At 39.6% G+C, this 25,891-nt stretch carries 24 protein-coding genes, 1 other RNA gene and 1 other annotated feature; of the genes, 24 read left to right on the plus strand and 1 reads right to left on the minus strand.

From position 1 onward, the window contains the following. The first annotated feature begins 2 nt into the window (after nt 1-2). The 21 genes from KH364_RS07740 (at nt 3) to KH364_RS07840 (ending at nt 22,512) form a co-directional block, all read left to right on the plus strand. Entirely contained in the window at nt 3-1,106 is a 1,104-nt protein-coding gene (locus KH364_RS07740; RefSeq protein WP_273299215.1) for a Nif3-like dinuclear metal center hexameric protein, read from the plus strand. 50 nt (nt 1,107-1,156) lie between these two features. Then, nucleotides 1,157-1,507, plus strand: an RNA gene (gene rnpB, locus KH364_RS07745) — RNase P RNA component class A. Between the two features lie 60 nt (nt 1,508-1,567). Continuing rightward, entirely contained in the window at nt 1,568-1,897 is a 330-nt protein-coding gene (locus KH364_RS07750; protein WP_009351245.1) for a thioredoxin family protein, read from the plus strand. A 274-nt stretch (nt 1,898-2,171) separates the two neighbouring features. Continuing rightward, nucleotides 2,172-3,311: a hydrogenase small subunit gene (locus KH364_RS07755; RefSeq protein WP_273299216.1), complete on the plus strand. Its 1,140-nt coding sequence runs from the start codon at nt 2,172-2,174 to the stop codon at nt 3,309-3,311. After that, entirely contained in the window at nt 3,311-5,212 is a 1,902-nt protein-coding gene (locus KH364_RS07760) for a nickel-dependent hydrogenase large subunit (RefSeq protein ID WP_273299217.1), read from the plus strand. Before KH364_RS07755 ends, KH364_RS07760 begins: the two co-directional genes overlap by 1 nt. A gap of 14 nt (nt 5,213-5,226) precedes the next feature. Next, nucleotides 5,227-6,036, plus strand: coding sequence for a Ni/Fe-hydrogenase, b-type cytochrome subunit (cybH, locus tag KH364_RS07765; RefSeq protein WP_273299218.1), 810 nt, complete (start codon nt 5,227-5,229; stop codon nt 6,034-6,036). Next, nucleotides 6,029-6,607 carry a HyaD/HybD family hydrogenase maturation endopeptidase gene (locus tag KH364_RS07770; RefSeq protein WP_273299232.1) on the plus strand — a complete coding sequence of 193 codons (579 nt, stop codon included), beginning with the start codon at nt 6,029-6,031 and terminating at the stop codon, nt 6,605-6,607. The genes cybH and KH364_RS07770 overlap by 8 nt, the downstream gene beginning before the upstream one ends. Nucleotides 6,608-6,615: 8 nt before the next feature. Continuing rightward, the gene (locus KH364_RS07775) at nt 6,616-6,993 is read left to right on the plus strand and encodes a hydrogenase expression/formation C-terminal domain-containing protein (protein ID WP_009351019.1); all 378 of its coding nucleotides are present in this window, start codon (nt 6,616-6,618) and stop codon (nt 6,991-6,993) included. Nucleotides 6,994-7,641: 648 nt separating this feature from the next. Beyond that, the gene (locus tag KH364_RS07780; protein WP_265138777.1) at nt 7,642-8,652 is read left to right on the plus strand and encodes a glycosyltransferase family 2 protein; all 1,011 of its coding nucleotides are present in this window, start codon (nt 7,642-7,644) and stop codon (nt 8,650-8,652) included. 81 nt (nt 8,653-8,733) lie between these two features. After that, nucleotides 8,734-9,546 carry an NlpC/P60 family protein gene (locus KH364_RS07785; RefSeq protein ID WP_009351205.1) on the plus strand — a complete coding sequence of 271 codons (813 nt, stop codon included), beginning with the start codon at nt 8,734-8,736 and terminating at the stop codon, nt 9,544-9,546. Between the two features lie 213 nt (nt 9,547-9,759). Next, a complete protein-coding gene (gene alaS, locus KH364_RS07790) occupies nt 9,760-12,375 on the plus strand; it encodes an alanine--tRNA ligase (RefSeq protein ID WP_265138778.1) in 2,616 nt (871 codons plus the stop codon). A gap of 155 nt (nt 12,376-12,530) precedes the next feature. Further along, nucleotides 12,531-12,791, plus strand: a complete 261-nt coding sequence (locus tag KH364_RS07795; protein WP_009351224.1) for an IreB family regulatory phosphoprotein — start codon at nt 12,531-12,533, stop codon at nt 12,789-12,791. Then, a complete protein-coding gene (gene ruvX / locus KH364_RS07800; protein ID WP_005386119.1) occupies nt 12,791-13,210 on the plus strand; it encodes a Holliday junction resolvase RuvX in 420 nt (139 codons plus the stop codon). The genes KH364_RS07795 and ruvX overlap by 1 nt, the downstream gene beginning before the upstream one ends. A 27-nt stretch (nt 13,211-13,237) precedes the next feature. Further along, nucleotides 13,238-13,534 carry a DUF1292 domain-containing protein gene (locus KH364_RS07805; protein ID WP_009351240.1) on the plus strand — a complete coding sequence of 99 codons (297 nt, stop codon included), beginning with the start codon at nt 13,238-13,240 and terminating at the stop codon, nt 13,532-13,534. Between the two features lie 249 nt (nt 13,535-13,783). After that, nucleotides 13,784-15,220: an endolytic transglycosylase MltG gene (gene mltG, locus KH364_RS07810; RefSeq protein WP_273299222.1), complete on the plus strand. Its 1,437-nt coding sequence runs from the start codon at nt 13,784-13,786 to the stop codon at nt 15,218-15,220. A gap of 23 nt (nt 15,221-15,243) precedes the next feature. Then, nucleotides 15,244-15,852 carry an O-methyltransferase gene (locus KH364_RS07815; RefSeq protein WP_105098738.1) on the plus strand — a complete coding sequence of 203 codons (609 nt, stop codon included), beginning with the start codon at nt 15,244-15,246 and terminating at the stop codon, nt 15,850-15,852. Continuing rightward, entirely contained in the window at nt 15,852-17,093 is a 1,242-nt protein-coding gene (locus KH364_RS07820; RefSeq protein WP_105081926.1) for a U32 family peptidase, read from the plus strand. The genes KH364_RS07815 and KH364_RS07820 overlap by 1 nt, the downstream gene beginning before the upstream one ends. 114 nt (nt 17,094-17,207) lie before the next feature. Next, nucleotides 17,208-17,483 carry a DUF4911 domain-containing protein gene (locus KH364_RS07825; RefSeq protein WP_273299224.1) on the plus strand — a complete coding sequence of 92 codons (276 nt, stop codon included), beginning with the start codon at nt 17,208-17,210 and terminating at the stop codon, nt 17,481-17,483. A 116-nt stretch (nt 17,484-17,599) separates the two neighbouring features. Continuing rightward, the gene (locus tag KH364_RS07830) at nt 17,600-18,589 is read left to right on the plus strand and encodes a hypothetical protein (RefSeq protein ID WP_273299225.1); all 990 of its coding nucleotides are present in this window, start codon (nt 17,600-17,602) and stop codon (nt 18,587-18,589) included. A 248-nt stretch (nt 18,590-18,837) separates the two neighbouring features. Then, nucleotides 18,838-19,069, plus strand: a binding site (T-box leader). Between the two features lie 72 nt (nt 19,070-19,141). After that, nucleotides 19,142-21,052 (plus strand): threonine--tRNA ligase, encoded by a 1,911-nt coding sequence (thrS, locus tag KH364_RS07835; RefSeq protein ID WP_273299227.1) that lies wholly within the window; start codon nt 19,142-19,144, stop codon nt 21,050-21,052. Nucleotides 21,053-21,306: 254 nt separating this feature from the next. Further along, nucleotides 21,307-22,512, plus strand: coding sequence for an MFS transporter (locus KH364_RS07840; RefSeq protein ID WP_105098734.1), 1,206 nt, complete (start codon nt 21,307-21,309; stop codon nt 22,510-22,512). 78 nt (nt 22,513-22,590) lie between these two features. On the opposite strand, the gene KH364_RS07845 is transcribed toward KH364_RS07840, so the two are convergent. Next, entirely contained in the window at nt 22,591-24,084 is a 1,494-nt protein-coding gene (locus KH364_RS07845; RefSeq protein WP_273299228.1) for a DASS family sodium-coupled anion symporter, read from the minus strand. A gap of 486 nt (nt 24,085-24,570) precedes the next feature. On the opposite strand from KH364_RS07845, the gene infC reads away from it, so the two are divergent. The 3 genes from infC to rplT are packed head-to-tail and all read left to right on the plus strand — an operon-like array spanning nt 24,571 to nt 25,706. Beyond that, entirely contained in the window at nt 24,571-25,089 is a 519-nt protein-coding gene (gene infC / locus KH364_RS07850; protein ID WP_005386139.1) for a translation initiation factor IF-3, read from the plus strand. A 21-nt stretch (nt 25,090-25,110) separates the two neighbouring features. Further along, a complete protein-coding gene (rpmI, locus tag KH364_RS07855; protein WP_004696338.1) occupies nt 25,111-25,308 on the plus strand; it encodes a 50S ribosomal protein L35 in 198 nt (65 codons plus the stop codon). A gap of 47 nt (nt 25,309-25,355) precedes the next feature. Continuing rightward, the gene (rplT, locus tag KH364_RS07860; protein WP_004696335.1) at nt 25,356-25,706 is read left to right on the plus strand and encodes a 50S ribosomal protein L20; all 351 of its coding nucleotides are present in this window, start codon (nt 25,356-25,358) and stop codon (nt 25,704-25,706) included. The last annotated feature ends 185 nt before the right edge of the window (nt 25,707-25,891 follow it).

The following is a 25,891-nucleotide window of genomic DNA, read 5'->3' on the forward strand; positions in this document are numbered from 1 at the left end:
ATATGACAACGGTTCAACATGTTATTTCGTTGATGGAACAACTAGCGCCGCGTTCCTATGCTGAATCATGGGATAATGTAGGTCTTATGGTAGGTGATCGCAATACAGTGGTCACAGGTGTATTAACGACCTTAGATGTTACAAAGGAAGCTATAGCCTATGCTATTGAGCATAACTACAATATGATTATTAGCCACCACCCATTAATCTTTAAAGGTTTAAAACAGCTATCTTGCGATACGGTGCAAGGCCGTATGATTAATCAGTTGATTCAGCATAAGATTGCCGTTTATAGTGCTCATACAAATCTCGATATTGCACCAGGTGGTCTTAATGATATGTTGGCAAATCAATTAGGCCTTATTGACATAAAAGGTTTTGTTAAAACTGGTGAAGAAGTGCTATATAAGGTGACTACCTTTGTACCTGAAAGCTCTGCTGATGCGGTTCGTCATGCTATGGGGGCCGCAGGGGCAGGAAAAATTGGCAACTATGAGCACTGTAGCTTTAGTCTTCACGGTGAAGGACGCTTCATCGGTAATGAAGCGTCTCATCCTGTCATCGGTGAAGCAGGTGTTTTAACGGTGGCACCTGAGGTACAAGTGAATGCTATCGTAGATGGTACTCATTTAAGCCAAGTGATTGAGTCTATGAAAGCAGCACATCCTTATGAAGAAGTGGCTTATGAAGTTGTGTCCTTGGTAGGGCCTTCAGCTTCTACTCAGTATTTAGGCAGAGTTGGCCGCTTGCCAAATGCATTAAATATAGATACCTTCCGTGAATGGGTACAAGAAGCTTTACCATTGGCAAATATTCGCTTTGCAGGTATTGCACCTAAGGAGATTCAATCTATTGCGTTATGCTCCGGAGCTGGTGCTGAATTTATTAAAGATGCGGCTCGTTTGCATGTAGATGCATATATTACAGGTGATGTGAAGTATCATGAGGCCCAAATGGCTAAGGAGTTAGGACTCCTTGTAGTTGATGCAGGGCATTTTGGTACAGAATCTATTGTAGCTGATGGTTTGCGAGATTATTTAATCGGAACAGGCCTTTCTATTCCTGTTCAAGCTTTCACAGAGCAAAATGATTTCTTCTTTTTATAATGTTGCATTTTCTTGCAACAAATAGCTTAGCTATGATAAACTGAATTGAAGCAAGTATGAAAGACGGTTGCGAGTCCATAGGACTCGAGGAAAGTCCGAGCTCCATAGGGCAGGATGCCAGATAACGTCTGGCGAGGGTGACCTTAGGGAAAGTGCCATAGAAAAGGAAACCGCCACGTCAGTGGTAAGGGTGGAAAGGTGAGGTAAGAGCTCACCAGCAGTCTGGTAACAGGCTGGCTCGGTAAACCCCATCCGGAGCAAGACCGAATAGGGAAGGGTTAAGGGTGGTCCCGCCTACCTTCCGGGTTGTGTCGCTCGAGCGTGCAGGCGACTGTACGCCTAGAAAGATAATCGTCACCGCGCAAGCGGAACAGAACTCGGCTTATTGATTGCTTGCTTCCATATGTAGGATATAATTTATAGTAGTATATAAGATTGTAGATCTTTGTTAGGAGAACTTCATGGCAATTACAGCGATTACTAGTGTACAAGAATTTGATGAAAAAGTACTTGGATCTAAAGGTTTGGCTATTGTTGATTTTTGGGCTGCTTGGTGTGAGCCTTGCACTGTTATGCGTCCAGAGGTAGAAGCAGTGGCAGAACGCTTTAAAGGGCAAGTAGAATTCTTCAGCGTTGATGCGGAAGATAAAAATCTTCGTGGTATTTTATTGAAAGAAGACATCGATGGCATTCCATCTATGGTATTCTTCCGTGATGGCAAAATGCTTGATTCCCTTGTAGGTTACAAAAAAGCTGACGTGCTTGAGGCCCTAATTAAGGAAATCATGTAACAGACTAATAACTGTTAAAAAATTACAAAAACATAGCATACAGAGCTGTATATAAGAGAAATTACCTCTTATATACAGCTTTTTTGCTTAAATTCTATAGTTATTAGTTTTATAAAGTGTTATAATAAAGTAGTAAGAATGTGATTGTTATCATGAATTTTGAACTTTATCATCTGATAAAGTAAGCTTATAAAAATGATTGCTATCATATCGTTGTAGTTTATTAAGTAATATACATATATTGCGCAAAGTTGTTGTAAGGAGGCTATATTCCGTGAAGAATCGTGTAAACAGTCTATGGACACTCTTCCAAGAGCGCCGTTTGAGTCGACGCACATTTATGAAATCCTGTGTAGCACTCACCGCCATTTTAGGTCTACCACCAACGATGTTAGACACCGTTGTTAAGGCTGCTGAAACAACTGAATTGCCTACGGTAATTTGGTTACATGGTCATGAATGTACTGGTTGTAGTGAATCTTTCATCCGTTCATCCTCTCCATTTACCTCTGATGTTATTTTGAACATGATTTCTCTTGAATATGATGATACTTTGTCTGCTGCCTCTGGTGCACCGTTAGAGGAACATCTAGAAAAAATCATCAAAGAAAAAGCTGGTAAATACATCTTGGCGGTTGAAGGTGGCGTGCCACTTGACGAAGATGGTGTTTACTGCACTGTAGGTGGTCGTACATTTAAACAATCCTTGTTAGAAGCGGCTAAAGGTGCTGCAGCGATCATCGAATATGGTTCTTGTGCTTCTTGGGGTGGTATCCAAGCGGCTAAACCAAATCCAACAAATACAGTATCTGTATCTTCTGTTGTATCTGGCAAACCAATTATTAAAGTTCCTGGCTGTCCTCCAATTCCAGAGGTTATGACTGGTGTAGTAATGCATTATGCATTGTTTGGTCAAATTCCACCTCTTGATGCACAAGGTCGTCCTAAACAATTTTATGGCAATCGTATTCACGATACATGCTACCGTCGTGCCTTCTTTGACTCTGGTCTATTCGTTGAGAAATTCGACGATGATGCATCTAAATCTGGTTGGTGCTTGTACAAAGTAGGTTGTCGTGGACCTCAAACATATAATTCTTGTGGTAACTTGCGTTGGTGGAATGGTTTGTCCTATCCAATTCAATCCGGTCACGGCTGTATTGGTTGCTCTGAAAAGGGCTTCTGGGATAATGACGTATTCTATAAACGCTTACCTGACATTCCATTAGCGAATACCATTACAACTGCTGATACAATTGGTACCGTAGCTGCTGTTGGCGCTACTACAGCGGTTATTGCTCATGGTGCTGCAACCCTTATTCGCAATAAATATCTTGATATTCAAGAGGAAAAACGCTTGAAAGAACAAGGTTTATGGGATGAAACGAAGCATAATAATGGAGGAGGTCACTAATGAAACGCGTAGTAGTAGATCCGATTTCCCGTATTGAAGGTCATTTACGGGTAGAAATAAAAGTTGATGAAGCAAGTGGTAAGGTAGAGGACGCATTGTCTTCTGGTACTGCTTGGCGTGGTATCGAGCTCGTTGCAAAAAACCGTGACCCTCGTGATTTATGGGCCTTTGTACAACGTATTTGTGGCGTATGTACAACAACACATGCTTTAGCATCTTTACGTGCTGTAGAGGATGCATTAGGTATTACGATTCCTAAGAATGCGAACTATATCCGCAATATTATGCATAGCTGTTTAGACGTGCATGACCATATCGTGCATTTCTATCACTTACATGCTCTTGACTGGGTTAGCCCTGTAGCGGCTCTTAGTGCAGATCCAGCTAAAACAGCGCAATTACAAAATGACGTATTAGCTACTTATAATATTAGTGGTTTAGCTCCGGCCGAAACAGCATCTAAAGATTCTGCATATCCTAAGGAGTTCCCTAAAGCAACTACTGCGTATTTTGCAGCAGTACAACAAAAGGTTAAGAAAATTGTTGAATCTGGCCAATTAGGTATTTTCTCTGCTCAATGGTGGGATCATCCAGATTATAATTTATTACCACCTGAGGTTCATTTGATGGCTGTATCCCATTATTTGAATATTCTTGACCGTCAACGTGATATCGTAATTCCTCACGTTGTATTTGGTGGTAAAAACCCTCATCCACATTACATCATTGGTGGTATGCCATGTGCTATCTCCATGAATGATATGAATGCGCCTATCAATACGCAACGTCTTGCTGCAGTAGAACAATCTATTGCATTGACTAAAGACTTGGTAGATAACTTCTATGTACCCGATCTTTTAGCTATCGGCAAAATGTACGTAGAAAAAGGCATGATTGATGGCGGTGGTCTTGCGAAAAAACGCGTTATGTCTTATGGTGACTATCCTGACGATACTTATACAGGTATTTCTGACGGTGACTACCATAAAAAATGTATCGTTCGCTCTAATGGTGTAGTAGAAAACTTTGCATTAGGCGTAGATAAAGCTACATTTATCCCTCTGGAAGGTAAGGACTTCATGGATCCTCAATACCTTAGTGAAGAGGTTGACCACTCTTGGTTCACATATCCAGATGGTACGAAAACACTTCATCCTATTGATGGTGTTACAGATCCTAAATTCACAGGTCCTAAATCTGGCACTAAAGAGAAATGGGAGTATCTTGACGAAGATAAAAAATACTCTTGGATTAAATCCCCAACTTTCAAAGGTAAAACTGCAGAGGTTGGTCCATTAGCAAAATATATCGTTGTATATACAAAAGTAAAACAAGGTATCATTAAAGAACCTACTTGGGCAGAAGCTATGATTGTTCGTCAAATCGATACAGTATCCCAAGTATTGGGCGTACCTGCACATGTATGGATGACAACTATGGTAGGTCGTACAGCATGTCGTGGTCTTGATGCACAAGTAGCGGCAAATATTAGCCAATACTTCTTTAATAAACTTGTATCCAATATCAAAAATGGTGATACTGCAGTAGCAGATATGACTAAGTTTGAACCAAATACATGGGAAAAAGATGCAAAAGGCGTTGGCCTTGTAGATGCGCCTCGTGGTGGTTTGGGTCACTGGATCCACATTAAAGATGGTCGCTCTGCAAACTATCAATGTATCGTACCGTCCACATGGAATGCTTGTCCTAAGACTGCAGCTAATGAACATGGTGCATACGAAGATTCCATGATTGATACAAAAGTAAAAATTGCAGATAAACCACTTGAGATTTTGAAGGTTATTCACTCCTTCGACCCATGTCTTGCCTGTGCAACCCATTTATACAATAAAAAAGGCGAAAAAATCGTTTCCGTCAATACTGATGCATTGTGTAAATAAAGGGTGGTGGACTTATGTTAATACATACTGACAAAAAGGCGTATGTCGTATTTAGTTTATGGCTGCGCATCTTCCACTGGACTATGGTACTTAGCGTAACAGCTTTATTCTGGACTGGTCTATATATTGGTGACCCAGGTTTTGCTGCCATAACAGGCAATCCGGAGCCAACCTTTGCAATTGATGGTTGGTTTTCTATGGAAACTATGCGCCGAATTCATTTCGGTGCAGGGGCAATTTTAACATTCTCCTTTATTTTCCGTATTGCGGCAGGTTTCTTTAATCGTGGTGATAGATTATTACCTAAATTCAACCAAAAACGATATTGGTATGGTCTTAAAGAAGCGATATTACACTATTTAATGATCCCTCAAAAACATGAACATCATTGGATTCGTAACTCTTTAGCGAGAACGGCCTATATGATGGTGTATATTATGTTCTTCTTTGAAATCGTTACAGGTGCTACCATGTACTCCATGATCGATCCAAATGGCTTCTTAGGCACTCTGTTGTCTCCTTTAGTTGGCCTATTTGGTGGGGAATATAATATTCATATGATTCATCACTACATTGCTTGGTGCTTCTTATTCTTTACAATTGTGCACGTGTACATGGCGTTCCGAGAAGACGTTATGGAGGAATCTGGTGAAGTATCCTCTATGGTTTCTGGTATGAAATACTATGCTCATGATCCAATCGATATTGAGGATCTCAATGGTAAACGCCGTCGTGGCGAACGTATTGAGAAACCATCCTTTACTACATATCGTCCAAGCAACCCTGACGATCCTAGAGAAAGAGAATTAAAGAATGATGACTGATACAAGTACTGAGTTCATCAGTGGCTTGGAACAATACGCGGACTCTGAGGGTCCGCGTATTGATTTAAGTAGCCTTTATGATGATGGAAATAATGAAATTGTTCTGCTTGGAGTAGGGAATATATTACTTACCGATGAAGGGCTTGGAGTACATGTTGTAAAAGACTTAAAAGAGTCTTTTGCTTTTACACCTGCCATTACCATTATTGATGGTGGCACTATGGGGATGGAATTACTGACCTATATGAGAGGTATGAAGAAAATCCTTCTCGTAGATGCAATTAATGGAGGAGAACCGCCTGGAACAGTTTATGAGTTCCCTCATAAAGAGTTAGAGCAATATTTTACTGAGCATATTTCTGTGCATGAAGTAGGTATGCAAGATATTTTACGTATCCGCGCCATTCAAGAGGAGCCTCTAGAGGATGCCGTAGTCATTGGTGTAGAGCCAGAATCCCTTGAGATTGGTTTTGAACCAAGTGAGGTTGTTCAACAGGCCTTACCAGAGGTAAAAGACCGTGTCCTTAATGTACTTCGACAATGGGGCGTACAAGTAGAACCGAAATTATAGGAGTATATATGATTGAAAATTACAACAATGTAAGGGCTGTATTAAATGAATTGCGTTTAGCTCTTAAAAACTTGCGTGAGACTGGTGAAACCTATTCTATTTATATTGAAAAAACAGGCCTTACAGAGGAAGAACAAGTGGAAGTATTAGAAACCCTTGGACGTGGTCATATTACAATTAGTTTTAATGAAACTGATCAACCTGTAGAGTGGTATGAATCTCAATTCTCAGGGATTTGGATTGGTACCTTTAAAAATGGTCGTGACGACTCAATTTTGCACACTGTAGAGGTAGCAAAATATCCTGTTGTTGCTGGTGCGTACGAAGAAGATATGGAAATGGCAGAAGAGGATTTACAATCCTGGATTGATGCTGCAGGACTATAACAGAAAAGGACCTTTGAAGTGGATTCCCAAATTAAACATGATTTGGGGATCCATTTTATGTTGGGCATCCTTTTCATTTGTGGCCTTTTTATATAAGTGAAACATGTATTTTTATATAAGTGAAACATGTATTTTTATATAAGTGAAACATGTATTTTTATATAAGTGAAACATGTATCATTGTAAAAGTTATGAAATTGTATTATTATATAAAGCCTCTTTTCTTTTAAGAGAGTTTTGTGGAATAAAAATTTTAATTCATAATAGTGGGGCTAAATTAATAAAATAACTAATTTTTATATGAATATAAAATGAATTAAGGGTGTTTTGGTGTGTTTGTTATCAAAAATCTATCTGATATTTTGATTAACACTTTATAAAATTAGTAATAATCATTATTCCTTAGTTCTGTAGAGAAATAAAATTATTTTATAATTACCCGCATTGAGTAAAATTTCAAATAAATAAATGTTTTATTGATTTGTTGTACTTATATATAAGCTAAATGAAGCGTGTTTTTAGTGATTTTTTAAAAAGTAGCTTATTTACTGGGTTTACAAGAGGAATTTTACCTATTGTTAACCTTGGTGATTTGCCTTAATTTACTAATTAACATAAAATATGTGAGTAAAATACTTTGGAGGATTTATGTTACTTTCTATTGTAGTACCTGTATATAACGAAGAGGAAAACATAGCAATTTTCTATGAAGCCGTCACTGATGTTATGTCAGGTCTCACGTACGATTATGAACTAATCTACGTAGATGATGGATCTAGTGATTCGTCATCTATGATATTACGTGAAATTGCATACAATGATAAACATGTAAAAGTGTTATTGCTTGCTCGTAATTTTGGGCATCAGACAGCACTTACGTGTGGTCTTGATTATGCTCATGGCGATGCAGTTATTACAATGGACGGTGATATGCAGCATCCACCGGCATTGATTCCTGAACTCGTTCGGTTATGGGAATCGGGGTACGATGTGGTGCGCACCATTCGAGATTCAACTGAGGACGCTAGTTGGGCCAAATCTTTCACGTCTAAGTATTATTACAAGCTAATGAACAAGATGGCTGATGTTCCTATTGTGGAAGGTGGATCTGATTTCCGCCTCATGAATAGTAAAGCATTAGGCACGTTGAAACGGTTTAGAGAACATGGTCGTTTCTTGCGCGGTATTGTTGGAGCCTTAGGGTATAGACAAGCTGAGTTGCACTTTGTAGCTCCACCTCGATTTGCAGGGGTTTCAAAGTTTAGTGTGCGCAAAATGATTCGATTTGCTCTCGATGGGGTAACAGCCTTTTCAAGGGTTCCTTTACGGGCCGCTTTGTATGTAGGTGTACTCTGTGGTGGTATGAGCTTCTTGCTTATCTTACATCTGTTGTATGTATACATTACAGGACAAGCCTTGAATGGGTGGACTACGTTAGGCGTATCCATTTTGTTTATTGGGGGGATTCAACTCGTCGGACTGGGAATTATTGGCGAGTATGTAGGTCGTATTTTTGAAGAGGTGAAGCAACGGCCTTTGTATTGGGTTAAGTCAGCTATAAATTTTGAAGAGCATGAAGAGGCTCCGTTACTCGGACCTAGTAGTGCAGATGTATTTATGGCATCAGAGACTTATACTCACAAACGCAAAGAAGACTAGCTGTATTTGTAGATGCAAATAAATAGACGGTTAGTATATTTTGAATAAATAACTTACTTTAAAAGTTTGGAAAGGAAGCATATGAAGTCAAAATATAGTAAGGTTAAAATAACGGCATTAACATTAACTTTTGTGTGTGCCACAACAGCCATGGTTGGCGCAACAACATTACAATATGGTGATAAGGGCAAAAGTGTTACAGCGGTTCAACAACAACTAATTAAGCACGGTTATAATGCTACAGACAAAAATGGTGTATATGGTAAGGAAACGAAATGGGCAGTTCGTCTGTTCCAACAAGATCGTGGCCTTCCAGTGGACGGTATCGTAGGTCCTGCTACGTATAACGCATTGATGGGTGCTCCTCGTTCTACGAAGGCAGTATTGACTCAAAATGCAGCGACTAAAGCAGTAGCAACGAAATCCGCTTTCACAAACAATAATGCGACATCTCGTCGTATTGCTGGTCAATCCATTAATGGCAAAAACGTTAAATTAAATAATATTGCGAAAAATGAAACACCTAGCAGCATTCATGCTATCTTGGCAGAAGCTGACAAATACCGTGGTGTACCATATGTATTTGGCGGTACGACTCCAAGTGGTTTCGACTGCTCTGGTTACGTTAAATATGTATTCGAAAAACAAGGTATTTCCTTACCTCGTTTGGCGGACGAACAATATAACGTAGGTGTTGAGGTTTCTCGTGCGAACTTGAAAGCAGGGGATTTGGTATTCTTCGAAACATATGAGCCAGGTCCATCTCATTCCGGTATCTATATTGGCGATGGCAAGTTCATCAGCGCCACTTCCAGTCGTGGTGTTGCAGTAGCAGACCTTGATACAGGATATTGGGGCGAACGCTACATCGGCGCGAAACGCGTTGTGCGCTAATTTAATAACTAGCTATAAAAGAGGCTATACGAATCAATTATGTTCTGTTGATTTGTATAACCTCTTTTTCTCATTTCTAGAAATATTGAATTCTATCCTTGTATTTGCTATTGTGAAAGTCCGTAAATTCCGCATAATCTCAATGTTTTTAATAGATTTTATGTCGTTTTTACGATATAATGAAGAGTAAATAATTTTAGGAGGAATATACACATGAAGGGTAATGAGCTGCGTCAAGCATATTTGCAGTTTTTTGAAAGTAAAGGACATTTAAAATTAGATACTTTTTCTCTTATACCAGAAAATGATCCATCTTTATTATTGATCGGGGCAGGTATGGCGCCATTAAAGCCTTTCTTTACAGGGAAACTGGTACCTCCTTGTCGTCGTATTACAACAAGCCAAACATGTATGCGTACAGGTGACCTTGAGAACGTAGGTCGCACAGCGCGTCACCATACATTCTTTGAAATGCTTGGTAACTTCTCTTTTGGTGATTACTTCAAAAAAGAAGCTATCCATTGGGCATGGGAGTTCTTAACTGAGGTTATTAAACTCGATAAAAATAGATTATACGTTACTGTATATCCAGATGACCAAGAGGCATATGATACTTGGCATAAAGAGTGTGGTGTAGAAGAAAGCCACATTTCTCGCTTAGAAGATAACTTCTGGGAAATCGGTGAAGGCCCATGTGGTCCAGATAGCGAAATCTTCTTTGACCAAGGTCCTGAACATGGTTGTGATGATCCTAACTGTGCACCAGGCTGTGATTGCGATCGCTACCTTGAAATCTGGAACCTTGTATTTACTCAATTCAATAAAATGCCAGATGGTTCCTATGAGCCATTACAACATAAAAATATTGATACAGGCGCCGGTCTTGAGCGATTGGCTTCTGTATTGCAAGGTTGCAGAACTAACTTCGAAACAGATTTGATTTATCCAATTATCGAAGCTACTGCAAAACGTGCTGGTGTTACTTATAACGATAATCCTAATACCGATGTATCTTTGAAAGTTATTGCTGACCACGCTCGTGCTGTAACGGCATTGATTTCCGATGGTGTATTGCCATCTAACGAAGGTCGCGGTTATGTATTGCGCCGTATTTTGCGCCGTGCTGTACGTCATGGTCGCTTATTAGGTATTGAAGGTATCTTCTTAACACCGCTAGTTGATGTAGTAGTAGATATTCTTGGCCCTGGTATTAAATCCATTGCTGAGAAGAAAGACTTCGTTAAACGGGTAGTTCAAAACGAAGAAGAACGCTTTAACCAAACATTGGAACAAGGTCTTGAGTTATTGAACTCCTTGATCGACACATTGGCTGCTGAAAAAGCAACTGTAGTTCCTGGTTCTGAAGTATTCAAATTATATGATACTTATGGATTCCCTTGGGAATTAACAGAGGAAATCGCATCTGAACGTGGTTTTACAATCGACCATGAGGGCTTCGAAGTTGCTATGAAAGAGCAACGTGAACGCGCTCGTGAAGCTCGTGTTAAAGAAGATGCGAAGGTAGCAACACCAGACATTACTTTCTTGAAAGACGAAGAACTTCTTGAAGATGAGTCTGTTAAAGCATCTTCTGTATTGATGGTAGGTAAAGGTGCTAAGCGTTTACAAACAGCTGCTGACGGTGATGAAATTACGATTATCGTACGCACAACTCCATTCCATGCAGAAGGAGGCGGTCAATTAGGTGATACAGGCTTCATCGTGGGCCCAATGGGTAAAGTAGAGGTTCATAACACAAAACGCTTACCTGAAGGCACAGTATACCATATCGGTACTGTTGTAGAAGGCTCCATCTCTGAAGGGGATGATGTAGCTCTTGAAGTAGATACAAACCGTCGATCTGCAATGGCTCGTAACCATACAGCAACTCATTTGTTACATGCGGCTTTGAAACAAATTTTAGGCGACCATGTTAACCAAGCTGGCTCCTTAGTAACGCCAGATTACTTGCGTTTCGACTTCACTCATTTCTCTCCTGTAACACAAGAGGAACTTGATCAAATCGAAGCCCTTGTAAATGAAGAGGTACTTAAAGCTACTGATCTTGCTATTGCTGAAATGTCCATGGACGAAGCAAAAGAAAAAGGTGCGATGGCACTCTTTGGTGATAAATATGGCGACGTAGTTCGCGTTGTAGAGGTTCCAGGCTTCTCCGTTGAATTATGCGGCGGTTCTCACGTAGGTAATACTGCCTTCGTAGGCTCCTTCCGTTTAACTTCTGAAGCTGGTATCGGTTCCGGCGTACGTCGTATTGAAGCTATTACTGGTCGTGCAGCTCTCGATGCAGCTAAACAAGATCGTTTGACCATCGAACGCATGGCGGGCGAGCTTAAAACTAAAGCACCTCAAGTAGAAGAACGTCTACATCAAGTGTTGGCAGAAGCTAAAGAAACTGCTAAAGAATTAGAACAAATTCGTAAAGAAGTTTCTGCTGCAGGTGCTGCGGATATCATTGCTGGTAAAGTCATGATTGGCGATGTTGCATTTGTAGCGGCTGCTGTAAAAGCATCCTCTATCGATGAATTACGTGACTTAGCGGATATGGGCCTTGATCAATTAAATGGCTCTGGCGTAGTCCTCGTAGGTGCTGCTATGGGTGACGATAAAGTTAACTTTGTATGTAAAGTATCTAAAGACGTTGTTGCTAAAGGTGCAAAAGCTGGTAACATCGTAAAAGCTGCGGCTCAAGTAGCTGGTGGTAATGGCGGCGGTCGTCCAGATATGGCTCAAGCAGGCGGTAAGGAACCAGCTAAATTGATGCAAGCATTAAAAGCTGGTGGTGATGAATTAACATCTATATTACAATAGGCATATAATTTTATAATTATATTTCTACCTGTTATAGAAAAAATTCATAATGCATAAAAAGTTAATGACTATGTACCTTTGATTCAAGTATAATAGTAGGCGAGGTTTCACTTTTACAAGTGAAGCCCGCCAATGTAATAAAAAGGAGGGATACGATGAAAGTTTCTGATGAAACCATGCTATTCCGTAAAGTAGACGATGAACCGATGACAGCAGAAGAAGTGCTTACTCGTGTTTATCAATCTATTCAAGAAAAAGGTTACAATCCAATCAATCAAATTTTAGGTTATCTAATCTCTGGTGACCCAGCGTACATCACTAGTTATAATAATGCACGTTCTGATATTCGTCGCTTAGAGCGAGATGACTTGATTGAGGAATTGTTGAAAGAATACGCAAAGGCTAAACAATTATAATGAGAATTATGTCATTAGACGTGGGCAGCCGTACTATCGGTATTGCCTGTAGCGATGCACTGCTCATGACTGCACAAGGTATTGAAACCATTCGTAGAACATCTCTTGAAAAAGATTTTAATCGCTTACAAGAACTCATTGCTGAATATGAAGTACATGAACTTGTAGTAGGTATGCCGAAGAATATGAATGGTACAAAAGGTGAACGAGCTGAAAAGACTGAAGAATTCGTTGAAAAGATGAAAGAAGTCATCGATTTACCTGTTTCATATTGGGATGAGCGGTTATCTACGGTTATGGCTGAACGCCAACTCATTGCAGCTGACGTAAGTCGTAAAAAGCGTAAATCCGTTATTGATAAAATGGCAGCGGTTGTAATTTTGCAAGGATACTTAGATCGCTTGCAGTTCAATAAATAAATCTTTTTTTCCACAAGGAGGGTTCCAATGGTTGACCAAAACTTTGAAGGTGAAGTGTATTATTTAGAATTCGAAGATGAAAACGGCAATAAACAATACTTCACAGAAGATGTTGTTCTAAACCATGAAGGTCGTGAGTATGCAGTTCTTGTACATGTACAAGACGAAGATGCAGACCACGAAGGTCAAGATGACACATACATGATCTTGGCTAGCATCGAAAAAAATGAAGAAGGCGTAGAAGAATACGTACCTTTAGATGAAGAAGATGAAGTTTTTGAAACTCTAGTAAAATTGTATGAAGAAATGGGTGAAGACGAATAATCGTCTTTAAACATAAATCTAGCGTATTGCGTAGAGCAATGCGCTATTTTTATGTTTGGAGATAGTTAGTATTGAATTATAAACTAAGGTGTTCATTCATATTATTAGCATGACAAAAAACTATAATTGATATATCACATAAGCAGAGGGAAACAAGGTGATTAATACCCTTTTGTGTAGGGGAAATATAGAGTTTATGGTATAATAAAGTGATATATACTGTTATGTTACAGAAAGGAACTCAAGGTCGTGAGAAAAGCCTTAAGATATATTCTAATTCTTGCTATTGTTGGTGTATTGATTGTTGGCGGTGGTCTTGGTGCACTATACCTGATACCTAATACCTTCGCTCAAGATGATGGTACCCAAGTTTTAGTTATTGAAAAGGGTCAAACGGGCTCTGAAATTGCAGATATGCTCTTTGAAAGAGGTCTTATCCGTTCTACCCAAGGTTTTAAACTTTGGTTGTACTTGAGCGGTACTAATGACAAACTCCAAACTGGGCACTACCAAATCCCTAATAAGGTAACTGTGCGCGAACTCATTTCTTTATTACAAGAAGGTCATGTAGAATCTATTCGTGTTACAATTCCTGAAGGATACACAGTTGGTGATATTGCAATCGTTCTTGAAAAAAATCAAATCATGAAGGCAAAGGATTTCTTAGCAGAAGCAAAGACCTTTGTACCATATCCATATATGAAAGGTACAAGACCTGCTACATATCCGGTGGAAGGGTTCTTGTTCCCAAGTACTTATGAAATTCCTGTAGGAGCTACGCCTCGTGAAGTTATTCAGATGATGGCTGATGAAATGAATCGTTACCTTACACCGGCTGTAAAGAAACAAATTCAAGCGCAGCACATGAGCATTCATGACTTTGTTACATTAGCATCTATTGTTGAACGTGAGTCTCTATTTGATGCCGATCGTCCTACTATTGCGGGTGTGTTTAAAAAGCGTTTGGCTCATGGTATTCCATTACAATCTGATGCGACCATTTCCTATGTACTTGGTTACGCAAAAGAAAACGTAACAATTGGTGATACTCAACTACAAAGTCCATATAATACATATGTATCTAAAGGCTTACCACCAGGACCGATTGCTAACCCTGGTAAAAAATCTTTAGACGCAGTATTACATTCTGAAAATACAGATTACTTGTACTTTGTAGCAGATAAAGAAGGTCATAATCACTTCTCTAAAACATACGAAGAGCATTTAGCGGAAGTTAATAAGATTTATGGTGCTGATACTGCAACAAGTGCGACTCCTTCTGCAACTACAGAAATCGCCGCACAAGCAGGTCCTAACTATGACGTAGCAGTAGCAACTACAGAGCCTGACTATAACTATAGTTCTGCAGAAGCGGTGGAAGCAGATTCTCAATATGTTGACGTCGAACCTACGTATAAATACACGCCAACAACTGTTCCAGCAGCTGAGGTTCCAGCTCCTGTACCTGCTCCAACACAAAATCAAACACCAACTCAAGTTACACCAGCTACTCCATCTTATAGTAATAGCAGTAATAATACTTATGTACCGACTACTAATCGTGCACCAGAAACGACTCCGTATGTAGCTCCAAGTACACAAGAGGTACCGCATATTGAAGTGAAACCAGCTGAATCGGTTGATCGATCTACGGTCAACGTGCCTACTGGTAATAGCAATAAATAATGTAGGAGATTGAATCTACTTTCATGACATTAAATAATATTTTAAATGAACAGCGTATTTATGCGATGATTAATGATGTACCGATTTTACGTGAATCCGAGGTTCATCTATTTGAAGAATTAATAGGTTTGTACCGGCCCACCTCTGTGTTAGAGGTGGGCACCGCCATTGGTTACTCAGCTTTATTGATGGCTCCGCTACTCGATAAAGAGGAGGGACACATTACATCTATTGAATTAGATGATGTGCGTCACGAAATGGCGAAATATTATATTAACCAATCCGATTATGCCGATAAAATTACATTGTTGAAAGGCGATGCATCTCAAGTCTTAACGGAACTCACTGGGGAATATGATCTAGTGTTCTTAGATGGTCCTAAGGGGCAATATCTAAAGCAATTAGAGCTCATTTTGCCTCATGTGAAAGAAGGAGGCGTTATCCTAGCAGACAATGTACTCTTTAGAGGCTATGTAAGGGGCGATAAGGAGCCGCCAAAACGGTTCAAAACTATCGTAAAACGGTTAAAAGAATACTTAACATATGTTGAAAATAAAGAATTGTTTAACACCACCATTTACCCTATGGGTGATGGCATGAGTGTGAGTGTGTGGAAAGGGCACAACAAATAATGGCAGAACATTTTATGGAATTGCTTTGTCCTGCAGGGAATATGGACAAGCTTAAAATGGCGATTCGCTATGGTGCGGATGCCGTATATTGCGCAGGCAAACGTTTTGGCTTGCGCGCAGGTAACTCTAATTTTTCCGACGAGGAATTAAAGGAGGCTGTAGAATTCGTACATGCTCATGGTAAAAAACTCCATGTTACATGTAATATCATTCCTCACAACGAGGACTTTGAAGGTTTAGAGGACTATTTGAAATTCCTTGAAAGTATCGGCGTTGATGCAATCATCGTTGCCGATATGGGCATTTTTAGCCTTGCTAAACGCGTGGCTCCAGGTCTTGAACTTCACGTGAGTACCCAAGCTTCCACTACAAACTGGCACACAGTTCAAATGTGGAAAGAGCTAGGTGCTACACGCGTCGTAGCAGCTCGCGAAGTATCTTTAGCAGACCTTAAAGAAATGAAGGATAATGTAGATATCGAAATCGAATCCTTCGTACATGGCTCCATGTGTATTTCTTACTCTGGCCGTTGCCTTTTGTCTAACTACATGACAGGCAACCGTGATGCGAACCGCGGTCAATGCTCTCAATCTTGTCGTTGGAAATATTCCCTTGTGGAATCCAACCGACCTGGTGAATATTATCCAATTGAAGAAGATGAGCATGGTACATATATCTTTAACTCTAAAGATTTGTGCTTGATTCACCGCATTCCAGATTTATACGAAGCTGGCGTAGATAGCCTAAAAATTGAAGGTCGTATGAAATCTGTTCACTACTGTGCAACAGTAGCGAAAGTATACCGTACAGCGATTGATGCATACCTTAAAGAAGGTAAAGATTGGTACGTTCGTCCAGAATGGATTGCAGAATTAGAAAAAATTTCCCACCGTCCATATACAGATGGCTTTGCAGAAGGTCGTCCTGACGAAACGGCTCAAAACTATGGCAAATCTACTAATACACAAAGCCATGACTTCATCGGCTTAGTTATGGGCTACAATGAAGAAGAAAAATACGTTGATCTTGAACAACGGAACAACTTCAAAGTAGGCGATAAAGTAGAATTCTGCCAACCTAAAGGAGACCTTGTAGAAACTGTAATTGAAAAAATGACAGACGAAGATGGTAATCCTATCGACGTGGCACCTCATGCGCAAATGAAGGTTCGTATCTATATGGATACACCACTTGAGCCGTACTCCATGATGCGCCGTGAGTGCAAACCTAAAGAGGATTAATAGCTTACATATACTAATATAAAAAATCTTACATTTGAGTAGTAGTTACATTAACAATGGTGTTTAGATTATAACAGTAAGAGATATATGGAGCAGCTTTGAAGGAGGGCCTTTATGAGTGATACAGCTTTAGAACCGAGTAAATCTATCGGTGCATTTCCAGATGTACCTGACTTACCGACCTCCGGAGAGGAAGCGTATGTGTACTTTCATATAGATCCTACACATACGAACTTCATCAATCGTATCATTGAAGGCTATGAATACTTAGGTGTTATGACCTCTGTAGATACAAGTGGGCGGTGCATGTTGCGCTGTACGCCCTCTACGCGGTCATTGGCTATTGACGTATTACGTAGTTTATCTGATTATGTCACTATCGAAAATTAAGTATATTGTTGGTTTTATCTATATCTAGTGTGCACCTATGTAAGTCTGTTACAGCATCTTATAGGGCATACAACTAGAACCAAGTATATGAATAGTAGAGAAATGAGAGTATATCTATGAAACAATCTATTTTGAAACGTGCATTATTAACAGCTTGCCTTGGTGTATCTATGGCAGGTGTGGCTATGGCAGGCCCTGTAGGTCCTGTCATCATTCCTCAAGCAGGGGATGTGGTTATTATCAATCATGGCCCTGATATGACTTTCACAGGGAATATCAATTTTGATGTGGAAAGCCAAACCAATAATAATCTACAAATTGGTTCCACAGTAATTCCTAATGTTGTATACGGTGCAGCATTCAATAAATTAGGTGCACCAGATACAATTATCCCAGCGCAAACTTACGTATATGTAGGCACAAAAGATGGGGCGAATGCTTTCACAGAAGCTAGCGATGCTGACAAAAAAGGGGCTAACTGGAACGTAGAAACGTTGAAAAAAACTAAAGCTGGCGATGTGCAATTGGCGAGCCGTGGCATTCCTGAAAAGCCATTGGCAAATCAAGTAGCAACCATTAAAGATTCCATTATGCTTAGCGCCGTAGACCTTAGTACAACAGAGGTAGGTCGCAATAGCAAGGGCGTTCTATACATGACTGTACCTAAGGAATTGAAATTGACGGCTGATACTGCTATTCCAGAAGACGTACGGGAAACAATGCCAGCTATGTTCCGTGGCAAAATGGGTGATTCCCTCATGGTAAACCTTATGCCTCTCAATGAAGAGGAGAAACAACAATTAGCGGCAAATCCACATAATGCAAATACAATCGTATTTAATCGTGGTATGAGCATGGCGAAAATGATTGGTTCCTCTGCACGTACCAGCAAAGTGTACACATACATGAAGGACCATTACTTAAACCTCGTTATCGTAGCGAAAGATTACGACGATAATGGTGCTCGTGGCAGTGGTGTTATGATGGTTTCTAAACAAGATAACTCCAATGATGTGCTCTTAACACTTTACAAAGGCCCAGATCTTTCCAATAGTAAGTTGGAAAAAGTAATTGGTGCTATGTTATCTACAAACTTCAAACGCTAATAATCTAGCCTATGTACAGTGTGCTATAGTACAGCCACATTGGTTAGCGTATATATGATAATCTTAATAAATGGCTCGAGTTTGATATGTACCCCTTTTAATGGACAACCCGTAAAGGGGGTACATATCAGTTATATCGGGCCGTTTTTATATGGTGTGTTTAAAGGCGTTTCATTAATTTATAGATTTTCTAAAATTTACAGTTAAACTGTATTGAATTTTTTAATTCTCTATGATACTATAATCTAGTAAAAGTGATGCAAAGGACATGATTCTCATATCCCTGTGTGCCAGAGAGAGGCTGATGCTGGAAATGCCTTACACATATATTAGAGTTACCCCCTTTAAACTGATTTGTCGAACCTAAGTAGGCAAATACGGCTGCCACCGTTATCGGGCTTAATGAAGTGAATTACTATACATATATATTTGTATAGGTAGTTAACTAGGGTGGAACCGCGAATGATCTTCGTCCCTTGTTTGTAGGGATAGAGGGTCTTTTTTTATTACTAAAATCCAACTATCCTAGTGTATAAATTGGAGGAAAGAAAAATGGCAGATGTAAAAATCATTTTACCTGATGGTAGTGCAAAGGAATACGCTGCTGGCACTACTCTTGGGGAAGCAGTAAAACAACTATCTAACAGCTTGGCTAAAAAAGTACTAGCTGCTAACGTAAATGGTGAATTAACAGACCTTCGCGAAGAACTCGTAGATGGTTCTGAAGTAGCTTTCTTAACATTCGAAGAAGATGGCGGTAAACATACTTTACGCCACACAGCTTCTCATATTTTGGCTCAAGCGGTTAAACGCTTATGGCCTGAAGCTAAATTGGCTATCGGTCCTGCTATCGATAAAGGCTTCTACTATGATATCGATATGGAACATACTTTGACTCCTGAAGATTTAGGCAAAATCGAAAAGGAAATGAGCCGTATTGTTAAAGAAAACTTGCCAATTACTAAATCTGTAATGTCTCGTCAAGAAGCTATCGAGTTCTTCAAATCTAAAAACGAAGACTACAAGGTAGAATTGATTGAAGATCTTCCTGAAGATGCTGTTATCTCTTGCTACTCTCAAGGCGATTTCATCGATCTTTGTGCAGGCCCTCACGTGGCATCCACTGGTAAGGTAAAAGCTTTCAAATTACAAAGTATTGCAGGTGCATACTGGCGCGGCGATGAAAAGAATAAAATGTTGCAACGTATTTACGGTACAGCATTTGAAAAGAAAGAAGAACTTGATGCATACCTTCACTTGCTTGAAGAAGCAGCTAAACGTGACCACCGTAAACTTGGTAAAGAACTAGGCTTGTTCGTTATCAAAGAAGAAGGCCCTGGATTCCCATTCTTCTTACCAAAAGGTATGGCACTTCGCAACGAATTGGAAAACTTCTGGCGTGAAGTTCACCATGAATTTGATTACGAAGAAATTCGTACACCAATCATCTTAAATAAACAATTGTGGGAAACATCTGGTCACTGGTTCCATTACCGTGAAAACATGTACACTACAATTATCGATGATGAAGAATATGCAATTAAACCAATGAACTGCCCAGGTGGTATCTTGGTTTACCAAAACGAAATGCATTCCTATCGTGACTTCCCATTGCGTTATGCTGAACTTGGTTTAGTTCACCGTCATGAATTATCTGGTGCATTACATGGCTTGTTCCGCGTACGTGCCTTTACTCAAGACGATGCTCATGTATTCATGTTGCCAGATCAAATGCAATCTGAATTGATGAAAGTTATTGAATTATTCGACCGGATTTACAGCCAATTTGGTTTGAAATACCATGTTGAATTGTCTACTAAACCAGACAATGCAATGGGTGATGATGCAATTTGGGAAGCCGCTACAGAAGCATTGCGTAATGCTATCGAAGCCAAAGGTATTCCTTACGTAATTAACCCTGGCGATGGCGCATTCTACGGTCCTAAACTTGACTACCATATCGAAGACTCCTTAGGCCGTACATGGCAATGTGGTACTATCCAATTGGATATGAACTTGCCTGAACGCTTCCAAATTGATTACGTTGGCGAAGATGGTCAAAAACACCGTCCTATCATGATTCACCGTGCATGCTTCGGCTCCATGGAACGTTTCATCGGTATTTTAACTGAACACTATGCAGGCGCATTCCCAACTTGGATGGCTCCTGTACAAGTTAAAATCTTGCCTATCTCTGAAAAACATGTTGAATATGCTAAAGAATTGGCAAAACAAATGCACCGCGACTATGTACGTGTAGAAGTGGATGATCGTAGCGAAAAAATTGGCTATAAAATCCGCCAAGCACAAATGGCAAAAGTTCCATACATGCTTGTTGTGGGTGATAAAGAAGTTGAAGAAGGTACAGTTAACGTTCGTAAACACGGTGGTGACGAATTAGGTTCCGTACCATTTGAAGAATTCTTCAATTCTATTAAAATCGAAATCAAAGAACGTAACTAACCTTAAAGGGATTAGTTATTTCTGATGACTCTATAAAAGGTAGGGTTTGGTTCTCACTAAGTGAACCAAACCTTACCTTTTTGTTTTCCTCTAAATAAAGTTTTTAGACAATTAAATAATTCAGAAGATTAAGAAATATATATTGCATAATTTTCACTAAGCTGTATAATTTAATGTTAGTGAACTTAGTACGAATATTAAGTTGACTTATATTCTCTTTAATTGTTACCTGTGAGTAGCGAAAGGAAAAAACTATGAAAGATGTAAATTCATACGGCTGGAAAGCTGTCATTGGTTCTTCTGTCGGCTATGCCATGGATGGTTTTGATCTCTTGATTCTAGGCTTTATGCTAACCTTGATATCAGGGGATTTAGGTTTGTCTACGGGACAAGCTGGTTCGTTAGTTACGTGGACCTTAATTGGCGCTGTATTAGGTGGCTTCGTTTTTGGTACCTTATCGGATAAATATGGCCGTGTTCGCGTCTTAACGTGGACTATCGTACTCTTTGCCGTATTTACTGGACTCTGTGCCTTTGCTCAAGGCTATTGGGATCTACTTATTTACCGTACAATCGCTGGTATTGGTTTAGGTGGTGAATTTGGTATCGGTATGGCATTAGCTGCTGAAGCGTGGCCTGCGAAACACCGTGCAAAAGCGACAAGCTATGTTGCTCTTGGCTGGCAATTAGGCGTATTGGCTGCTGCATTATTAACACCGTTATTAATTCCTTACATCGGATGGCGCGGCATGTTTATGGTTGGTATTATTCCTGCCTTTGTGGCCTGGTTCTTCCGTGCGAAACTACACGAACCAGAAATCTTTGTACAAAGCAAAGAGGTAAATGAACATTCCCATAGTGAATCCTTTAAATTACTTGTGAAAGACGCAGCCACTACGAAAACATCAATTGGTGTGGCTATCTTAACATCCGTTCAGAACTTTGGGTACTACGGTATTATGATCTGGTTACCTAACTTCTTGAGTAAGCAATTAGGTTTCTCCCTTACTAAATCTGGTTTATGGACTGCCGTTACAGTATGCGGCATGATGGTTGGTATTTGGTTATTCGGACGATTAGCGGATAAACTTGGTCGTAAACCTACATTTATCCTGTTCCAAGTATGTGCTGTAGCTTCTATTTTGATTTACTCCCAATTATCTGATCCAACAGCGATGCTATTTGCTGGCGCTATTCTAGGTGCCTCTGTAAACGGTATGATGGGTGGCTACGGTGCCTTGATGGCAGAAGCGTACCCAACAAGTGCTCGTGCAACAGCTCAAAACGTATTATTTAATATCGGTCGTGCTGTAGGTGGCTTTAGCCCAATGGTGGTGGGTATGATTATCTCTATGTACTCCTACCAAGTGGCAATCGCCTTCCTTGCGATTATCTATGTAATCGACATCCTAGCAACAGTATTCTTGATCCCTGAACTAAAAGGTAAGGAACTAGAATAGGAAAAGTAATCTAATACAATTAAAAATCCTACAATTTCCGGAAATCAGAAATTGTAGGATTTTTTTAGTTTATTAATGTTAAGCAATTCCAATCCAGTGCCAGTATGTAAGTGCGAATATGAGCATCATTACATAGCCGATGATAGTCAATGGAATGCCTGTAGTCATAAATGTTTTTACATCAAATGTATCTGTACCATAAGCTAGCATGCCTTGTGGCGAGTTTACTGGTAATACTAGACCAAAGCAGATCGCATATTGCATGAGCATTGTTACTCCTAAAGGGTTAAGTCCTTCTGCGCTATGGCTCATAACGATAGAGATTACAATTGGAATCATCGCGGAGGATAGAGCTGTAGCAGAGGCAAAGCCTAAATGGATAACAATAAGGAATGCAGCCATTACAGCAATTAAAATGAATACGCTCGCTGTTTCGAGGGAGAATGCATTAACAAATACTTGAGCAAGCCATGTAGCGGCTTTTGTTTTTAGTAATACTGCACCAAGACCAATGCCTGCACCAAACATTACAATAGAACCCCAGTCGATATTTGGTTGGGCAAATTTCCAGTCCATAATACCGATCTTAGGAAAGAAGAATAAAGCGATGGCTACAATTGTTGTAGTTGTAGTATCGATAGAGTGTAATTTGCCACCTGTAGCCCACAATGCAAGTAGGGCGATAGAAATACATAATAATTTCTTTTCGTCAAAGGACATAGGACCAATTGCTTCACGCATTTTTGCGAGCTGTACATCACCACCTACGAGCTCTTTAAACTCAGGTTTAATAAAAGCTTGCGTTACAAAGTAGGTGATAATAACCATGATAATGGAGAACGGAGCAGCTGCAGTGAGCCAATCAATCCAACTTACAGCACTTTTCATTTGTGTTTGCATAAAGCCAACAGCCACAAGGTTTTGGGCCGCTGCCGTTTGAATCATGATGTTCCAGAATGTATCTGCCTGTATGGCACCTACCATGAGAAGAGCTGCTACACGGCTTTTACGTTCAATACCTAAGTTTTCGACAATACCAATAATAATTGGTGCCAAGCAAGCAATACGAGCCGTCGCACTTGGAACAAAGAAAGCAAGGATAAGACCTGTAATAATAACACCTAAATAAATACGGCTAACCTTCGTGCCTACACTAGATAAAACCATCATGGCAATTCGACGATCAAGTCCTGTTTTACGCATAGCTACAGAGATAAACATAGCGGCACCTACGAGAATCATGGCAGGGGAGGAATAGCCAGAAATAATAAGTTTTAAAGCGTTGGCTGTACCCATCGCCTTAGCCGGTGCCTCTGGATTTGGTGAGAAACCTAATAATAAGGCGGTGAGGGCCGTAATCATAGTGGCACTTACAGGATAGGATACAGCTGAAGTCATCCATAAAATAATAGCAAAGGCAAGGACACCAATCATACGATGGCCACCAGTAGATAAGGTTTCAGGTGTAGGTAATAATAAAATGCCACCTAGAACGATGAAAGATAGAATAAGACCAATATTTTGAGCAGTTGTACGTGCCTTTTGAGGAGGGGAACTGTTTGTCGCACTCATAATAAAACTCCTTTCAATTTGTGTAATACCTATTACTGTATAATAATAAATAAGGTAAACTATATAAACTAGACTATCCTATAAAGTATACTATTCTACAAAGTACACCATCCTATAATATACGCTATTCTATAAAGTACACTATATCAGCTAGACTATTCTATAAATATTATTGTATCGTATTTTCTATAGAATTAGTTGTATAATTTATAAGAATATTGTATACATACAGAGAGAGCGGTGTCAGTAAGTATACCTATATACAGAATTTATAATGTCTGTTATACTATAAGAGTTGTAATAACAAATTCATTGTTAAAAGCTCAATATTTTTTGTTGACTTTCACCAGTCTATTTGTTATTATAATTAAGTAATTTATGAAGCAGAGGCCATCCGCCACTCACCTAATACCATGAAGTATGAGGTTAATATAGAGAATTCTATTCGGATGGTGTTTGCCGTCCGTTTTTTTTATTCTCTTGGAGGTGAACGCTATTAGCAAGGATACACCACGCATTAATGAAGAAATTCGTGCTCGTGAACTTCGTGTCGTAGGTCCTGAAAACGAACAAATCGGCATTATGTCTGGCCGTGAGGCATTGGCATTGGCTGAAGAAAAGCATCTTGATCTTGTGGAAATTGCACCTAACGCTAAACCACCGGTAGCTCGTATTATGAACTACGGTAAATATCGTTATGAACAACAAAAACGCGAGAAAGAAGCGAAAAAGAAACAAAAAATCGTAACTTTAAAAGAAGTTAAGTTACGTCCACATATTGAAGACCATGACTTTTACGTAAAAATGAAAAACGCATCCAAATTCTTGGGTGAAGGTAACAAAGTAAAAGTAACTATCATGTTCCGCGGTCGTGAACTTTCACATCCAGAACTTGGCATGGCAGTATTGACACGTTTCGCTGAAGAACTCAAAGAAACAGCGTCTATTGAAAAAGCAGCTAAATTAGAAGGTCGTAACATGACCATGATTTTAGTAAGTAAATAAGGTATTGGGAGGATTATAATTATGCCAAAAATTAAAACTCGTCGCGCAGCGGCTAAACGTTTCGCAGTAACTGGTACTGGTGAATTCAAGCGTGCAAAAGCTTTCAAAAGCCACATTCTTGAGAAAAAATCTCCAGCTCGTAAACGTAATTTACGTAAAGCTACATTGGTTGCAAAAGCTGACCACAAACGCGTAGCTAAATGCTTACCATACGCTTAATCGTTAACTATTAGATTGATAACATCGCAATTTAGGAGGAATATACAATGGCAAGAGTGAAAAAGGGCGTTACAGCTCATGCACGTCATAAAAAGATTTTAAAATTAGCTAAAGGTTACCGCGGTACACGTTCCCGTTTGTTCAAAAAAGCTAACGAAACAGTAATGAAAGCGTTGTATTACGCTCGTCGTGACCGTCGTGCTAAAAAACGCGAATTCCGTCAATTGTGGATCGCTCGTATCAACGCAGCGGCTCGCATCAATGGCACAACTTACAGCCGTTTCATCGCTGGTTTGGCTAAAGCAGGCGTTGAAGTTAACCGTAAAATGTTGGCTGACTTGGCAGTTAACGATGCAGCAGCATTCGCTAAACTTGTTGAAGTAGCTAAAAACGCTTAATAGCATAACAATACAGACTAAGGACTCTCTTTGGAGGGTCCTTTTTGGCTTATAGGACAAAAAGTGTGTGTAAAAACCCTTATAATACTAGATATTTACTAGTGTTATAAGGGTTTAATCTTTTTTTGGAGAAGTTTGAGGGTGGACAAAAAGTGTGGGTGAAAACATCAATTAACCCTTGTAAT

Source organism: Veillonella sp. oral taxon 158, assembly GCF_018376515.1.
Lineage (GTDB): Bacteria > Bacillota > Negativicutes > Veillonellales > Veillonellaceae > Veillonella > Veillonella rogosae.

Bases quoted from the DNA above. Each gene is read 5' to 3' on its own strand.
- KH364_RS07845 (WP_273299228.1), bottom strand. From the start codon at position 24,084: ATGAGTGCGACAAACAGTTCCCCTCCTCAAAAGGCACGTACAACTGCT.
- cybH (WP_273299218.1), top strand. From the start codon at position 5,227: ATGTTAATACATACTGACAAAAAGGCGTATGTCGTATTTAGTTTATGG.
- ruvX (WP_005386119.1), top strand. From the start codon at position 12,791: ATGAGAATTATGTCATTAGACGTGGGCAGCCGTACTATCGGTATTGCC.
- KH364_RS07760 (WP_273299217.1), top strand. From the start codon at position 3,311: ATGAAACGCGTAGTAGTAGATCCGATTTCCCGTATTGAAGGTCATTTA.
- KH364_RS07785 (WP_009351205.1), top strand. From the start codon at position 8,734: ATGAAGTCAAAATATAGTAAGGTTAAAATAACGGCATTAACATTAACT.
- KH364_RS07750 (WP_009351245.1), top strand. From the start codon at position 1,568: ATGGCAATTACAGCGATTACTAGTGTACAAGAATTTGATGAAAAAGTA.
- KH364_RS07820 (WP_105081926.1), top strand. From the start codon at position 15,852: ATGGCAGAACATTTTATGGAATTGCTTTGTCCTGCAGGGAATATGGAC.
- KH364_RS07825 (WP_273299224.1), top strand. From the start codon at position 17,208: ATGAGTGATACAGCTTTAGAACCGAGTAAATCTATCGGTGCATTTCCA.
- KH364_RS07830 (WP_273299225.1), top strand. From the start codon at position 17,600: ATGAAACAATCTATTTTGAAACGTGCATTATTAACAGCTTGCCTTGGT.
- KH364_RS07840 (WP_105098734.1), top strand. From the start codon at position 21,307: ATGAAAGATGTAAATTCATACGGCTGGAAAGCTGTCATTGGTTCTTCT.
- rplT (WP_004696335.1), top strand. From the start codon at position 25,356: ATGGCAAGAGTGAAAAAGGGCGTTACAGCTCATGCACGTCATAAAAAG.
- KH364_RS07740 (WP_273299215.1), top strand. From the start codon at position 3: ATGACAACGGTTCAACATGTTATTTCGTTGATGGAACAACTAGCGCCG.
- KH364_RS07775 (WP_009351019.1), top strand. From the start codon at position 6,616: ATGATTGAAAATTACAACAATGTAAGGGCTGTATTAAATGAATTGCGT.
- KH364_RS07770 (WP_273299232.1), top strand. From the start codon at position 6,029: ATGACTGATACAAGTACTGAGTTCATCAGTGGCTTGGAACAATACGCG.
- KH364_RS07805 (WP_009351240.1), top strand. From the start codon at position 13,238: ATGGTTGACCAAAACTTTGAAGGTGAAGTGTATTATTTAGAATTCGAA.
- KH364_RS07795 (WP_009351224.1), top strand. From the start codon at position 12,531: ATGAAAGTTTCTGATGAAACCATGCTATTCCGTAAAGTAGACGATGAA.
- rpmI (WP_004696338.1), top strand. From the start codon at position 25,111: ATGCCAAAAATTAAAACTCGTCGCGCAGCGGCTAAACGTTTCGCAGTA.
- KH364_RS07780 (WP_265138777.1), top strand. From the start codon at position 7,642: ATGTTACTTTCTATTGTAGTACCTGTATATAACGAAGAGGAAAACATA.
- KH364_RS07815 (WP_105098738.1), top strand. From the start codon at position 15,244: ATGACATTAAATAATATTTTAAATGAACAGCGTATTTATGCGATGATT.
- alaS (WP_265138778.1), top strand. From the start codon at position 9,760: ATGAAGGGTAATGAGCTGCGTCAAGCATATTTGCAGTTTTTTGAAAGT.
- thrS (WP_273299227.1), top strand. From the start codon at position 19,142: ATGGCAGATGTAAAAATCATTTTACCTGATGGTAGTGCAAAGGAATAC.